Annotated in this window: 14 protein-coding genes and 1 tRNA gene; all 15 read right to left on the bottom strand. The window is 54.0% G+C overall.

Annotated features, from left to right (window positions below; genetic code table 11):
- Positions 1-92 (bottom strand): GTP-binding protein (locus ONB24_14785; GenBank protein ID MDZ7317375.1); only part of this gene is annotated, 92 nt, incomplete at its 3' end.
- 27 nt (positions 93-119) lie between these two features.
- Positions 120-2,201, bottom strand: a complete 2,082-nt coding sequence (fusA, locus tag ONB24_14780) for an elongation factor G (protein ID MDZ7317374.1) — start codon at positions 2,199-2,201, stop codon at positions 120-122.
- A 175-nt stretch (positions 2,202-2,376) separates the two neighbouring features.
- Positions 2,377-2,847: a 30S ribosomal protein S7 gene (gene rpsG / locus ONB24_14775; protein ID MDZ7317373.1), complete on the bottom strand. Its 471-nt coding sequence runs from the start codon at positions 2,845-2,847 to the stop codon at positions 2,377-2,379.
- A 25-nt stretch (positions 2,848-2,872) separates the two neighbouring features.
- Complete coding sequence (rpsL, locus tag ONB24_14770) at positions 2,873-3,244, bottom strand: 30S ribosomal protein S12 (protein ID MDZ7317372.1); 372 nt, start codon at positions 3,242-3,244, stop codon at positions 2,873-2,875.
- A 69-nt stretch (positions 3,245-3,313) separates the two neighbouring features.
- Positions 3,314-7,531, bottom strand: a complete 4,218-nt coding sequence (gene rpoC / locus ONB24_14765) for a DNA-directed RNA polymerase subunit beta' (protein ID MDZ7317371.1) — start codon at positions 7,529-7,531, stop codon at positions 3,314-3,316.
- 109 nt (positions 7,532-7,640) lie between these two features.
- Positions 7,641-11,438 (bottom strand): DNA-directed RNA polymerase subunit beta, encoded by a 3,798-nt coding sequence (gene rpoB, locus ONB24_14760; protein MDZ7317370.1) that lies wholly within the window; start codon positions 11,436-11,438, stop codon positions 7,641-7,643.
- Positions 11,439-11,532: 94 nt separating this feature from the next.
- Positions 11,533-11,952: a 50S ribosomal protein L7/L12 gene (gene rplL, locus ONB24_14755; protein MDZ7317369.1), complete on the bottom strand. Its 420-nt coding sequence runs from the start codon at positions 11,950-11,952 to the stop codon at positions 11,533-11,535.
- 54 nt (positions 11,953-12,006) lie between these two features.
- A complete protein-coding gene (gene rplJ, locus ONB24_14750; GenBank protein ID MDZ7317368.1) occupies positions 12,007-12,534 on the bottom strand; it encodes a 50S ribosomal protein L10 in 528 nt (175 codons plus the stop codon).
- A 31-nt stretch (positions 12,535-12,565) separates the two neighbouring features.
- Positions 12,566-13,264: a 50S ribosomal protein L1 gene (gene rplA / locus ONB24_14745; GenBank protein ID MDZ7317367.1), complete on the bottom strand. Its 699-nt coding sequence runs from the start codon at positions 13,262-13,264 to the stop codon at positions 12,566-12,568.
- A 30-nt stretch (positions 13,265-13,294) separates the two neighbouring features.
- On the bottom strand, positions 13,295-13,720 hold the full coding sequence (gene rplK, locus ONB24_14740) for a 50S ribosomal protein L11 (GenBank protein MDZ7317366.1): 426 nt from the start codon (positions 13,718-13,720) through the stop codon (positions 13,295-13,297).
- 12 nt (positions 13,721-13,732) lie between these two features.
- Positions 13,733-14,269, bottom strand: a complete 537-nt coding sequence (nusG, locus tag ONB24_14735) for a transcription termination/antitermination protein NusG (protein MDZ7317365.1) — start codon at positions 14,267-14,269, stop codon at positions 13,733-13,735.
- Between the two features lie 29 nt (positions 14,270-14,298).
- The gene (secE, locus tag ONB24_14730; protein MDZ7317364.1) at positions 14,299-14,481 is read right to left on the bottom strand and encodes a preprotein translocase subunit SecE; all 183 of its coding nucleotides are present in this window, start codon (positions 14,479-14,481) and stop codon (positions 14,299-14,301) included.
- Between the two features lie 60 nt (positions 14,482-14,541).
- Positions 14,542-14,615 (bottom strand) — tRNA-Trp (locus tag ONB24_14725).
- Positions 14,616-14,630: 15 nt separating this feature from the next.
- Positions 14,631-14,780: a 50S ribosomal protein L33 gene (gene rpmG, locus ONB24_14720; protein ID MDZ7317363.1), complete on the bottom strand. Its 150-nt coding sequence runs from the start codon at positions 14,778-14,780 to the stop codon at positions 14,631-14,633.
- A gap of 18 nt (positions 14,781-14,798) precedes the next feature.
- Positions 14,799-14,918: hypothetical protein (locus ONB24_14715; protein ID MDZ7317362.1), on the bottom strand; the 120-nt coding region annotated here is incomplete at its 5' end.

The following is a 14,918-nucleotide window of genomic DNA, read 5'->3' as shown; positions in this document are numbered from 1 at the left end:
GCCGCCGTCAACGTCGTCTTGCCGTGATCCACGTGCCCGATCGTCCCTATATTCACATGCGGCTTCTTCCGCTCAAACTTCGCCTTCGCCATTTTATCGTCTCTCCTTCCTTTGTTCCTTTATACAACCAAACCCATTTTCTCCAACAGTTTCTTTGCCACATCGGCGGCAATGACTTCATAATTGGAAAACTGCATTGTAAAGATTGCCCGACCTTGCGACATGTTGCGCAGTGCCGTGGCATAGCCGAACATCTCTGCCAGGGGCACCTTGGCCGAAATAACCTGCCGCCCGCCGCGCGAGCTGTAATTCTCGATCTTTGCCCGCCGGCCTGCCAGATCGCTCAAGATCGCTCCCGTGTAATCCTCCGGTGTAATCACTTCCAGCTGCATCACCGGCTCCATCAAAACCGGCGCCGCCTTTCGCACCGCATCCTGCAGAGCCATTGAAGCGGCCGCTTTGAAAGCGAGCTCCGAAGAGAGCGCCTCGTCGTAAGCGGCATCGACCAGCGTCGCCTTGATATCTATGATGGGATAGCCGGCGATGGAACCGCTCGACATGGCGTCCCTCAGCCCGTCGGCGATCGGCTTGATGAATTCTCTCGGGATCATTCCCGGCGGCAGCTCATTGACGAACTCAAAGTACCGTCCGGGTTCCGAGGGCTCGATATCGACCACGATGCGGGCAAACTGTCCCTTACCGGCAGCCTGCCGCTCAAAAACCGCTTCGCTGCGCACCTTGCGCGTGATCGTCTCGCGGTATGCCACCATCGGCTTGCCGACATTGGCGGCGACTTTGAACTCTCGGATCAGGCGGTCGACGATGATCTCCAAATGAAGCTCGCCCATGCCCGAGATCAGCATCTGCCCCGTCTCCTGATCGACGCTGAATTGAAAGGTCGGGTCTTCGTCGGCAAGCATATTCAGCGCATTGACCAGCTTTTCTTCATCGGCTTTTGATTTCGGTTCGATGCCGACAAAGATCACGGGTACCGGAAAAGTAACTTCTTCGAGGACGATCGGATGCTTCGGGTCGCACAGCGTATGGCCGGTTTTGGTATCTCGAAGGCCGATGACGGCGATGATGTCGCCCGCCGTAGCCCGCGGAATGTCCTGCTGTTTATTTGCGGCCATTAAAAGCAGACGCGCCAGGCGCTCTTTTTTGTTGGTCGTTGTGTTGAGCGCCGTCATTCCCGCTTCGATGCTGCCCGAGTAGACCCGGCAATAAGTCAGCCGCCCGACGTAAGGATCCGATTGCACCTTGAACGCCAGCGCCGTAAACGGCTCATCGATCGAGGCATGACGCTTTTCAATTTTTCCCGTGTAGGGATTTTCGCCTTCGACCGGCGGAATGTCCAACGGGCTCGGCAGATAGTCAACGACCGCATCGAGGAGCTTTTGTACGCCCTTGTTGCGCACGGCGGCTCCGCATAATACCGGCACGCCTTTGAAGGAAAGCGTCGCCTTGCGGATGGCGCGATTGATCAACGCACTGTCGATCGCCTCGCCGCTCAGATATTTTTCAAAGAGCTCGTCATCAAAATCGCAAAGCGACTCGAGCAGCTCATGACGGTAACGTTCGGCCGCTTCACGATAATCTTCGGGAATCTCCATTTCGTGCCACACTGCGCCGAGCGTGTCATCATCGTAGACGATCTTTTTCATGCCGATCAGATCGATGATGCCGCTGAAATTGTCGCCGGAGCCGACGGGCAATTCGACGATCAGCGGCCGAGTCTGGAGCTTTTCTTTCATCATTTCGATGACATTAAAGAAATCAGCGCCCAGACGATCCATTTTGTTGACAAAGGCGATCCGCGGCACATGGTACTTGTTGGCCTGCATCCAGACGGTTTCCGACTGCGGCTCAACTCCGCCTACGGCGCAAAAGATCGCAACCGCTCCGTCCAAAACTCTCAAAGAACGCTCGACCTCCACGGTAAAATCGACATGACCGGGAGTATCGATGATATTGATCTGATGACCTTTCCATTCACAGGAAATAGAGGCGGAGGTTATGGTGATGCCGCGCTCCTTTTCCTGCTGCATCCAATCCATGGTCGCCGAACCCTCGTCCACCTCGCCGATCTTGTGAACCTTACCGGTGTAATAGAGAATCCGCTCGGTGGTCGTGGTCTTGCCGGCATCGATGTGCGCCATGATGCCGATGTTGCGAATTTTTTCCAGCGACCGTTTCTGCATAAAAAAACCACCAATCTGAGCCGCCGCGCAGTTCAAGACACATGACGCCGCGCGACGAAATCCCATCGGTGGTCTTTTTCAGTCGCTTCAGAGCGCCAGAGTCTTACAACTACTTTCCAATCCCGCCTCCGGCGTTAATTGGATTGGAGTTGGACTGCAAGACCGGCGGGAATGATCACCATTTAAAGTGGGCGAAAGCCTTGTTGGCTTCGGCCATCTTGTGCGTATCTTCCCGTTTCTTTATGGAAGAACCTTCGTTTTTAGAGGCGGCGATGAGTTCGCCGGCCAGTTTTTCAGCCATGGTTTTTTCCGATCGCGCTCTGGCAAACTGGATGATCCATCGAATGGCCAGAGCTTGCTGTCGATCCGCACGAATCTCGACCGGAACTTGATAAGTCGCACCTCCGACGCGGCGGGAACGGACTTCCAAATAGGGCTTGACGTTTTCGATCGCCTTTTGAAAGATCTCTATTCCCTGCGCATTGGTCTTTTGACTGCAAATATCAATTGCTTTATAAAAAATCTGCTCAGCTACACTCCGCTTCCCGTCTCGTAACAGGCCGTTGATAAACTTGGTAACCAGCACGCTGTTAAATTTCGGATCGGGCAAAACTTGACGTTTTGTTGGTCTTTTTCTTCTCGGCATAGTAGGTTTTCAAGCTTTCAATCAACTATTTTTTCAACTTTGTGCCGTATTTGGAACGGCCTTGCTTACGATCCTGAACTCCGCTGGTGTCCAAAACACCGCGGATAATGTGATATCGAACACCCGGCAGATCCTTTACGCGTCCGCCGCGGATCAAAACGATCGAGTGCTCCTGCAGATTATGCCCTTCTCCCGGAATATAGGCGGTTACTTCGATCCCGTTACTCAATCGAACGCGCGCGACTTTGCGCAAGGCCGAATTGGGTTTTTTGGGAGTCGTTGTATAAACGCGGGTACATACGCCGCGCTTTTGCGGTGAACCCTGCAGAGCCGGCGCCGTTCCTTTTTTCGCTACTCTCTTTCGCCCGAGTCTTACAAGTTGATTAAGAGTGGGCACGTATCCTCCTCGTCGTTTGTAAAGCCGTATAATTTAAAAACATCCAGATTTAAATGCAAGCTATTTTTATCATTCATCGTTCAAATTTTCAAATTCCTCGTCTTCATCAGACGAACTGGTGATGATGGCGCCTTTAAAATCCTCTTCATCGTACAAGTCGGGACCGCTGACGCGCAGGTTGTTGAATTTGCGCACGCCCGTGCCTGCCGGAATCATGTGTCCCATGATGACGTTTTCCTTCAATCCGCGCAAATAGTCGATCTTACCGGCCACGGCCGCATCGGTCAGAACGCGCGTCGTTTCCTGGAAAGATGCTGCGGACAAAAAGCTCTCCGTCGTTAAAGACGCCTTTGTGATGCCCAGAAGCAGCGGCTGAAAGGTTGCCGGTTGTGCGGGCCTGGATTGCGGAGGCCGCTTGCCTTTTTCTTCCAGAGCGGCGACCGTTTTGCGGAATTCCTCCGCTAATACCAGCTCATCTTGTTGATATTTTGAATCTCCGGGATCGGTAATGACCACATAGCGCCGAATTTCCTCGTTTTCCTTCAGGAATTTGAGCCGATCGACCTGGTCGCCGACCAAATACATGGTGTCACCGGGATCCTCGATCTTTACCTTTTGCAGCATCTGGCGTACGATCACTTCAATATGCTTGTCGTTGATGCGCACACCCTGCAGTCGGTAAACTTCTTGAATTTCGTTTACGAGATATTCCTGTACCTTATTGGCGCCCATGATGGCCAAAATGTCGTGCGGCGCAATAGAGCCCTCGGAAAGCTTTTCACCGGCGTGCACAAAATCTCCGTCATGCACGAGGATGTGCTTACCATAGGGTATAAGGTACTGCTTCTCTTCGTGGCCGTCTTCGGAGGTGATGATCAGCTTGCGAATGCCGCGCTTGAGCTCTCCGAACCGAACGATACCGTCGATTTCGCTGACAACGGCCGGATCTTTGGGACGACGCGCCTCGAACAATTCCGCCACTCTCGGCAGACCGCCGGTGATGTCGCGCGTTTTGGCGATCTCGCGCGGAATCTTGACCAGCGAATCGCCGGCCTTGATCTCGTCGCCGTCATGAATCTGCAGGAAAGAGCCGACCGGCAACACAAAGCTTGCCACCTGCTCGCCGTTTTCGTCGAGTATGGCGACCATCGGGTTCAGATTCTTGCTGCGCGCCTCGATGATCTGACGCTGCTTCATGCCGGTCGTTTCGTCGAGTTCTTCGCGTACCGTAATGCCTTCGATGATGTCGATGAACTTGGCCTTACCGCTGTGCGTCGAGAGAATCGTTGCCGAATAGGGATCCCATTTAAAGATCACCTTGCCCTTGGTCACCCTCTCGCCGTCCTTAACCAGCACGGTGGCGGCATAGGGTACCGAGAAACGCTCGATAACCCGGTCATCGTCGTCGACGACGCGAATCCGGCCGTTTCTGCCAAGAGAGATGATTTCGCCGTCTTCCCGTTCGGCATACTTGAGATTATCCCAATGCACAATGCCGTCCTGCTTTGCCACCACTTGGGACTGCGCCGCGATGCGCGAAGCCGTACCGCCGATGTGGAAGGTTCGCAGAGTCAGCTGCGTGCCCGGCTCGCCGATCGATTGCGCGGCCATAACGCCCACCGCTTCGCCGATGTTCACCAGCTTTCCGGTAGCCAGGTTGCGGCCGTAGCAGAGCGCGCAAACGCCGCGCTGCGACTCACAGGTGAGCACCGACCGAATCATCACATTGTCTATGCCTGCTTCGACAATGGCATCGGCAATCTCTTCAGTAATCATTTGCCCCGATTCGACGATGATGTCGCCGGTATCGGGGTGAAAGACCTCTTCCGCCGCCACGCGTCCGACGATGCGGTCGCGAATGGATTCGATGACGTCCTCGCCCTCTTTCAGGTCGCCGACGCGCAGACCCAAGATCGTACCACAGTCATGCTCGGTAACGATGACATCCTGGGCCACATCGACGAGACGCCGCGTCAGGTAACCCGCGTCTGCAGTCTTTAGAGCCGTATCGGCAAGACCTTTACGCGCGCCATGCGTCGAGATAAAATACTCGAGCATGCTTAGGCCTTCGCGGAAATTGGCGGTGATGGGGCTTTCGATGATTTCGCCCATGGAGCCCGTCATCTTTTTCTGCGGCTTGGCCATCAGTCCGCGCATGCCCGCAAGCTGTCGGATTTGCTCTTTGGAACCGCGGGCGCCCGAGTCAGCCATCATGAAAATCGGGTTAAAGCCTTGACGATCCTTGGCCAACGTTTCGAACATCTTTTCCGCGACGTTGCTGGTCGTGTGTGTCCAGATGTCGATGATTTGGTTGTACCGTTCGCCGTCGGTGATGATACCGCGCTCATAGCGCTTTTGTATCGTGTCGACTGCCTTGTAGGCGTTCTCGATCAGCTGCTGCTTGCCCTCCGGCACGATGACGTCGTAGATGCCGATGCTGGCGCCGGATTTCATGGCGTAATAAAAGCCCAGCTCCTTGAGATCGTCCAAAAGCTGCGCAGTGCGCGCGTTGCCGAGTTTGTTGTAGGCTTGCGCCACCAGCTCCTCGATGCCTTTTTTGGTCAGCAGCGTGTTGACAAAATGCAGTTCTTTGGGCAGAATATCGTTGAGAATGACGCGCCCGACCGTGGTATCGATTAACGTGCCGTCATAGCGTACCTTAATGGCGGCATGAAGTCCGATGACGCCCTCATGATAGGCGACCAGGACTTCCTCCATGGAAGAGAATATTTTGTTCTCTCCAGGCTCACCGCTGCGCTTTTTCGTGAGATAGTAAAGCCCAAGAACGATGTCCTGGCTGGGAATGGCCAAAGGTCTGCCGTGCGCGGGCGAGAGCAAATTGTGACTCGACAGCATGAGCAGCTTGGTTTCGATCTGCGCATAAAATGAAAGCGGCACATGCACGGCCATCTGGTCCCCGTCAAAGTCGGCGTTGAATGCGGCGCAGACCAGGGGATGCAGATGAATGGCTTTGCCTTCGACCAATACCGGCTGGAACGCCTGGATGCCCAAACGGTGCAGCGTCGGCGCGCGGTTGAGCATGATCGGATGATCGTCGATGATCTCTTCCAGGATGTCCCACACCTCGGATCCTGCGCGCTCCACCTGCTTTTTGGCGCTCTTGACGGTCTTGGCCAATCCGCGCTCGACCAGCTTGCGGATGACGAATGGTTTGAACAACTCCAGGGCCATCTCTTTGGGAAGTCCCGCCTGGTGGAGCTTTAACTCCGGCCCCACCACGATAACCGAACGACCGGAGTAGTCGATACGTTTTCCGAGCAGGTTTTGGCGGAACCGTCCCTGCTTGCCGCGCAGCATGTCGGAGAGGCTCTTGAGTGCGCGATTGCCGTCGCTGCGGACTGCCGAAGTTTTGCGGCCGTTATCGAACAGAGAGTCTACCGCTTCCTGCAGCATGCGCTTTTCATTGCGGAGAATGACTTCGGGCGCGCGAATTTCCAGCAGTTTTTTCAGCCGATTGTTGCGGATGATGACCCGTCGATACAGGTCGTTCAGGTCGGAAGTGGCGAACCGCCCGCCTTCCAAGGGCACGAGCGGCCTAAGCTCCGGCGGAATGACCGGAATGACGGTCATCACCATCCATTCGGGACGGTTTTCTTGACGAAGATTGGCGCGCCGAAAAGCCTCCACGACTTTGAGCCGCTTGAGGGCTTCGCTGCGGCGCTGAATAGAGGTCTCGTTGGCCACGGCATGACGCAGCTCTTTGGCCAGCTCGTCCAGGTTGACCTTTTTCAAAAGCTGCAGAATCGCACCGCCGCCCATTTCCGCCTTAAAGCGCTGGTCTTCCGGCAGATCCGCTTCTTCAACGCGCATTTTCTCGACAAGATCGAGATACTCTTCTTCAGTGAGAAGCTCCTTCTCGGCTCGACCGCTGCGCCCCGGATTGATGACGACATAATTTTCATAGTAAATGATCCGCTCGAGACTTTTCATGCTCAACCCGAGCACATAGCCGATTTTGGAAGGCAGCGATTTCCAATACCAAATATGAACCACCGGCACGGCCAGCGTAATGTGCCCCATCCGCTCGCGGCGGACACTCTTGGTCGTCACTTCTACGCCGCAGCGGTCGCAAGTGATGCCTTTATAGCGGATACGCTTGTACTTGCCGCAGTGGCACTCGTAATCGCGGACAGGGCCGAAAATCTTTTCGCAGAAAAGACCGTCCTTTTCCGGCTTAAATGAACGGTAATTGATCGTCTCCGGCTTGGTTACTTCGCCGTAAGAACGTTCCAAAATCTTGTCCGGCGATGCCAAGCCGATGTACATGGCATTAAAGCTTGCCGCGCTGGTCGGATTTTCAACCACGATAAGGGGTTTCAAATCAACACCTCCAAACTGACGTCACAAGGCTGTAAGAACACCTTCAGCCGACTGCCTACGATTCTTTTTCGTTGATTAACTGGACGTCCAACCCGAGCCCCTGCATTTCCCGAATCAGCACATTAAAAGATTCCGGCAGACCGGGCTCGGGAATATTTTCGCCCTTGACGATTGCTTCATAGGCACGCGACCTTCCGCGAACGTCATCGCTTTTTACGGTCAGTATTTCCTGCAGCGTATAGGCCGCACCGTAGGCTTCCAGCGCCCAGACCTCCATTTCTCCGAACCGCTGACCGCCGAACTGTGCCTTGCCGCCGAGCGGCTGCTGGGTAATCAGTGAATACGGTCCGATGGAGCGGGCATGGATTTTATCTTCAACCAAATGTGACAATTTCAACATGTAAATCATGCCGACGGTGATCTCCTCGTCGAAAGGCTCACCGGTTCGGCCGTCATAGAGCCGTGTTTTTCCGGTCATAGGCAGACCGGCCTTTTCCATTTCCGCTTGAATTTCAGCCAGGGAGGCGCCGTCAAAAACCGGCGAAGCGTAATAAACGCCCAGCTTGGCGGCAGCCCAGCCTAAATTGGTCTCGAGAATCTGGCCCAGGTTCATTCGCGAAGGTACGCCCAACGGATTGAGCACGATGTCGACCGGCGTTCCGTCTTCCAAATAGGGCATGTCTTCTATCGGCACGATCTTGGATACGACACCCTTGTTGCCGTGTCGACCGGCCATTTTGTCGCCCACCATCAATTTGCGCTTTTTGGCGACATAAACTTTGGCCATCTGCGTGATGCCCGGAGGCAGCTCGTCGCCGACGACAATCTTGAATTTCTTTAGTTCAAAGTCGTCCTGAATGTCGCGCACCTTCTTCTCATAGCGCGCCAGTACTTTGTTGATGAGCTGATTGGTCTGCTCATCCTCTACCAGTGGAAAACGAAAATCGACCTGATCGAAATCGAGCTTGCTGATCAACGCATTGCTGAGCTTGGTCTTGGCCTTGATCAGCACCTTGCCGTCTGCAACGTCGCGAATGTCGACGCTTGTCTGATCTTTCAGCAGCACCGCCAGCTTTTCGTCACGTTTCTGTTTAGCCTTTTGAATTTCCGCATCGCGGATTTCTTCCAGTCGCTCAAGTTCCTGGCGGTCGCGCTCACGCGTTTCGGCATCTTTTTTCTTGCGCGAGAAAAGCTTGGTATCGATCACCACGCCCTTGAGCCCCGGCGAACCCTTCAGTGAAGCATCTTTGACATCGCCTGCCTTTTCGCCAAAGATGGCTTTAAGAAGCTTCTCCTCGGGAGTCGGATCGGTCTCGCCCTTCGGCGTGACTTTACCGACCAGGATGTCGCCCGCGCGCACCTCTGCGCCGACGCGAATGATGCCGTTCTCATCCAGGTTCTTGGTCGCCTCTTCGCTGACATTGGGGATTTCGCGTGTCAGCTCTTCCTCGCCGCGCTTGGTATCGCGCACCTGCAGCTCGAACTCTTCGATATGCACGGAAGTAAAGACGTCATCGCGAACGATCCGTTCCGAAACAATGATGGCGTCTTCAAAGTTGTAACCGCGCCACGGCATAAAGGCGACCAACACGTTTCGGCCTAAAGCCAGCTCGCCGTGGTCGGTTGCATGACCGTCGGCAATGACCTGCCCTTTCTTCACCCGTTCGCCTTCTGAAACGATCGGCCGCTGATTGATGCAGGTATCCTGGTTGGTCCTCTTAAATTTGGTCAATTTATAAACGACTGTATCGCTTTCGTCGAAACTGAGCAGACGGTCGATTTCATCGCTTTTTTCGGCGCTGTCCTTGCGGATAACAATTTTCTGCGCATCGACCTTAACAACCACTCCGTCGACGTCGCTGACGATGACGGCGCGGGAGTCGCGCGCCACTTTGGCTTCCAAACCCGTACCGACCATCGGCGCCTCGGGATTCAACAGCGGCACTGCCTGACGCTGCATGTTGGAGCCCATCAGGGCGCGGTTGGCGTCGTCATGTTCCAAGAACGGAATCAGCGCCGCGGCCGCCGACACGATTTGATTCGGCGAAACGTCGATGTAGCTGACTTTCTTCGGCTCAACTTCCGGAAACTCGCTTCGATAACGGCACTTGATGCGCTCGCCCACCAGACGATTGTGCTCATCCAGCTGCACATTGGCCTGGGCGACCATCTCTTCTTCTTCATCGTCTGCCGAAAGATACTCGATTTGGTCGGTCACAACACCGTCTACGACTTTGCGATAGGGAGCTTCGATGAAGCCGAAATCGTTGATGCGCGCATAAGTCGTAAGGGAGGAAATCAGACCAATGTTCGGACCTTCGGGTGTTTCGATCGGGCAGAGACGACCGTAATGGGTGTAATGCACGTCGCGGACTTCAAATCCGGCCCGTTCGCGCGTCAGACCGCCGGGACCCAAAGCCGAGAGACGACGTTTATGTGTCATTTCAGCCAGGGGATTGGTCTGATCCATAAACTGCGATAACTGACTGGTGCCGAAAAAGGTATTGACGACCGAAATGACCGTGCGGGCATTGACCAGATCCTGCGGTGTCAGGTTTTCGCTTTCCCGCAGATTCATCCGTTCTTTGATGGTGCGCGCCATACGCGACATGCCGAGAAGCATCTGCTGCGAGAGCTGTTCGCCGACCGTCTTGACGCGACGGTTGCCCAAATGATCGATGTCGTCGGCGTTCTTGCGGCCATGTCGCAGGTCAATCATGTACTTGAGAATGCCGATAATGTCTTCGCGCGTCAAAGCCCAATTGTCCTGCGGCACATTGATGCCGAGCTTTTTATTCATCCTGTGCCGACCGACGTCACCGAGCTCATAGCGCTTGGGATTGAAAAAGAGCCGCTCGATGAGTTGCTTTGCGGTTTCCAGATCCGGCGGCTCGCTCGACCTTAGCTGCCGGTAAATGAGCTCCAGCGCCTCTTCCTGACTGTGGGTGGGGTCCTTCTGAAGCGTGTTGCTGATAATGTCCTGGCCGTAGAATCTGTCGAAAGGAAGCACCTCGAGGGATTTCAGGCCGAGCTGAAGCACCAAATCTATTTTATCTTCGGTCAAATCGGCATAGCGGTCGAGAATGACCTCGCCGGTTTCCATATCGACGAGATCCTCGACGATTCGCGAGCCGAGGTGTTCCGTCAACGATTCCCTCGTGCAGGGAATGACTTTGATGACGTTGAACGCATCCAAAATCTGGCGATCCGTCGAAAAGCCGATGGCGCGCAGCAGCGTCGTTGCCAGGAATTTTTTTCGACGATCGATATAGACGTTCAGGAGGTCGTAAATATCCGTAGTAAACTCAAGCCAGGAACCACGCAACGGAATGATGCGGGCGGAAAAGAGCTTGGTTCCGTTGGGGTGTGTAATTTCGTCGAAAAAAACGCCCGGCGAGCGGTGCAGCTGGCTGACGATGATGCGCTCGGCGCCGTTGATGATAAAAGTACCGCGCTCGGTCATCATCGGAATGTTGCCGAGATAGACCACTTGCTCGATGGAATTTGCAAACGGCGTCCGAGAATCATACTCGTCCTTGATGGACAGCCGAAGCTTGGCCTTGATGCTGACGGAATAGGTTGTGCCGCGCTCCTGACACTCTTCGACCGTGTATTTGGGCGGCTCGACATAATATTCGATAAAGTCGAGTTCGAAATTCTCCCGACTGTCTACAATAGGGAAGATGCTTTCAAAGACCGCCTGCAGGCCGACATGGCGTCGCTCCTGGGGCAAAACATTCATTTGCAAAAAGTCATCGAAAGATTTGAGCTGAACGTCAAGCAGATCCGGCATTTCTGCCGCGGCAGGGATCTTTGAGAAGGATTTTCTTACCCTTGGTTGTCCGATTGTCAAAGATTTCACTCCCTTCGGAAGGTTAATCAACACGCAAAAACCGGACTGGAAGGCTCCAGTCCGGCTTTAAGAATCAATCGACGCTGCGGCCGATCTATTTGATCTCGACAACGGCGCCTGCGGCTTCCAGTTTTGCCTTGATCTCGGCCGCTTCTTCCTTGCTCACGCCCTTCTTCACTTCGCTCGGAGCTCCGTCCACCAAATCTTTGGCTTCCTTGAGCCCAAGGTTGGTCAGCGCGCGAACCTCTTTGATCACGTTGATTTTATTGGCGCCGGCCGATTTGAGGATAACGTCGAATTCGGTCTTTTCTTCAGCCGCTTCAGCCGGAGCAGCAGCAGCCGCCGCCGGTGCAGCAGCCACCGCTACCGGCGCCGCAGCCGTCACGCCGAAGCGTTTTTCCAAGGCTTTTACCAATTTAGACAACTGCAGAACAGTCATCTCTTCTATGGCCTTTACAAACTTTTCGACTTCAGGATCCTGAACTTCGGTTCCCGCCGCCTGATTCTCTACCATTGCTTGTTTTTCTTCGGGCATTTCAACCTCCCGTTAGCGTTAAATGTATGATCGTTAAGCTTCTTTTTTCTCACGCACGGCATCCAATGTGCCGACGAACTTGCCGATGAGCGAATTGAGCGTTCCGGCCAAACCGCTCAGCGGCGCGGCGATAGCGCCGACCACCTGAGCGATCAGCTGCTCGCGGGTCGGCAAGTCCTTCATAGCCTCGGCTTGGGCGGCGCTCAGCAACTGACCTTCGACCAAAGCGCCCTTGAGCTCCGGCTTGCCTTTTTCTTTATTCTTTTTGAGAAACTCCACGATGATGCGCACCGGCGCCACCGGATCTCCGTACGCAACCGCCAGGCCGGTAGGACCCTTGAGGAAAGGAATCATGGAATCCATTCCCAGCTCTCGACAAGAGCGCTCGGCCAACGTATTCTTGACCACCAAATACCCGACCTGGGCTTTGCGGAATTCGCGCCGCAGCTGCGTCATCTGTTCGACGGTCAATCCCGAAAAGTCGGTGATATAAACACCTTTGGCTTTTCTTAGACTTTCGGTAATCGTTTCGACTTTGGCTATTTTTTCAGGTTGAGGCATAATCGTTGTTTCCTTCGCTAGTGACGGTCAGCTATGCCGCTTCACTGATCGTATTCTTGTCAATTTTGACGCCGGGACTCATGGTTGAGGACAAGCTGACGCTTTTTATGTAGACGCCTTTGGCCGTCGAGGGCTTGAGCCGTTGAATGGTCTCCATCAGCGCCTGAATATTCTGCTTGAGTTGGTCCGGACTGAACGACTTTTTCCCGACAATGGCGTGCACAATACCGGTTTTGTCGACCCGAAAATCGATTTTGCCCGCCTTGGCATCGCGGACGGCTTTGCCGACTTCAAAGGTTACGGTACCGACTTTGGGGTTCGGCATAAGCCCGCGTGGACCGAGAATTCGTCCCAGCTTTCCGACCAGGCCCATGACGTCCGGCGTAGCGATCATGACGTCGAAATCGAACCAGCCGCCTTGAATCTTTTCAATCAGATCCTCGGCGCCCACATAGTCGGCTCCGGCTTCTTTGGCTTCCTTTTCTTTTTCGCCTTTGGCGATCACGCAAACTCGAACCTGCTTGCCCGTACCGGCCGGCAGAATAACGGTTCCGCGAACCATTTGATCAGCCTTGCGCGGATCGACACCCAAACGGACGGCAAGCTCTACGGTTTCGTCGAATTTTGCAGGCGCAAGCTCGCGCACCAAATTCACGGCCTCATCCAGAGGATAAAGCTTGGTCTTGTCGATTTTGGCCGCGGCTTCCTGATACCGTTTACTGCGTTTCATTCTATCTCCGTTACAATGCGTGCAGAAAGGTTATCCTTCCACAACGATTCCCATGCTTCTGGCAGTACCTTCGATCATGCTCATGGCCGCCTCGATGTCGTTGGCATTGAGATCCGGCATTTTGGTTTCGGCAATCTCCCGAATCTGCGCCTTAGTGACCTTTCCCACCTTGTTGCGGTTGGGTTCGCCGGAGCCTTTTTCAAGCCCTGCGGCTTTTTTCAACAACACGGCAGCCGGAGGCGTCTTGGTGATGAACGTAAAAGTGCGGTCCTGATAAACGGTCACAATGACCGGAATGATGAGTCCCTGCTTGTCCTGCGTCTTGGCATTGAAGGCTTTGCAGAACTCCATCAAATTTACGCCGTGCTGGCCCAGCGCCGGCCCCACAGGAGGGGAAGGTGTGGCATGAGCAGCGGGCAGTTGAAGTTTGACTTGTGCAACTACTTTTTTTGCCATAGCATTATAATCCTACTGTTCCAGTTCCACCTGCAGAAAATCCAGTTCTACGGGCGTCGAACGGCCGAAAATGCTGACCATTACTTTGACTTTATTTTTCTCTTCGTTCACTTCATCGACAAAGCCGGTAAAATCGGTGAAAGGCCCGTCAATGACTTTGATGAGATCGCCGACCCGGAACGGGGTGACGCGCCGATCCCGCCCGCCTTCCCGTCCAATGATGCGCTCCGCTTCTTCCGGTTTGAGGGGCACAGGTTCATCCTTGCGACCGACAAAATTGGTCACACCGGGGATGTTGAGGATGAGATGCCGCGTCTGCTTGTCGTAAACCATATGTACCAGCATGTAACCTGGGAACATAATGCGTTTACGAACCCGCTTTTTCCCATCCTTCATTTCCGTTATCTCTTCGGAGGGGATGACGATGTTGTCGATTTTGTGAGCAAGGCCGGCAAGAGCCGCTTCTTTCTCGATGAGAGCCTTTACCTTGCTCTCATGTCCCGAAAGAACGTGGATGGCATACCACTTGGCCTCGCTGTTTTCGCTCACTATGTTTCCTGCGTCGTCCATTCTTTAGCCTAATAAATCAACTGAATTAACCAAGACAGCAGATGGTCGACGGCAAAGATAAAAACTGAAAACGCCAAGGAAACGATGATGACCAGCGCCGTTTCGCCCTTTAGCTCCTCTTTGGTCGGCCAGCTTACTTTGGCCATCTCGGATTTCACATCCTGAAAGAACTGTCTTATCTTTGCGATCATAGCTTTCCGCTTTTGCGATAAGGACGGGATCTATACGAATCTGTTGTTTGCTTAAAAAAGCAGGCCTGGAGGGACTCGAACCCCCAACCCCTGGATTTGGAGTCCAGTGCACTAGCCGATTGTGCTACAGGCCTACTTTGCACCGTAAACTAGCGTGTTTCCTTATGGATCGTGCGCTTGTTACACCATTTGCAATATTTTTTGAACTCGACGCGACCGGAATGCTTGCGCTTGTTTTTATCAGTCGTATAGTTGCGCTGCTTGCATTCGGTGCATTCAAGAATAACCAATTCTCTCATGATCGTCCCGTTTCGATATTATTTGAGGATCTTGGTCACCACACCGGCGCCGACCGTACGTCCGCCCTCGCGAATGGCAAACCGCAAGCCCTCTTCCATCGCAATCTCCGTGATCAGCTCAGCCTCGATCCGCACATT

The organism is candidate division KSB1 bacterium (assembly GCA_034505495.1).
Lineage (GTDB): Bacteria > Zhuqueibacterota > Zhuqueibacteria > Residuimicrobiales > Krinioviventaceae > Fontimicrobium_A.
Note: the sequence above shows the minus strand (reverse complement) of the source record. Positions and strands in the feature narration are given on the sequence as shown.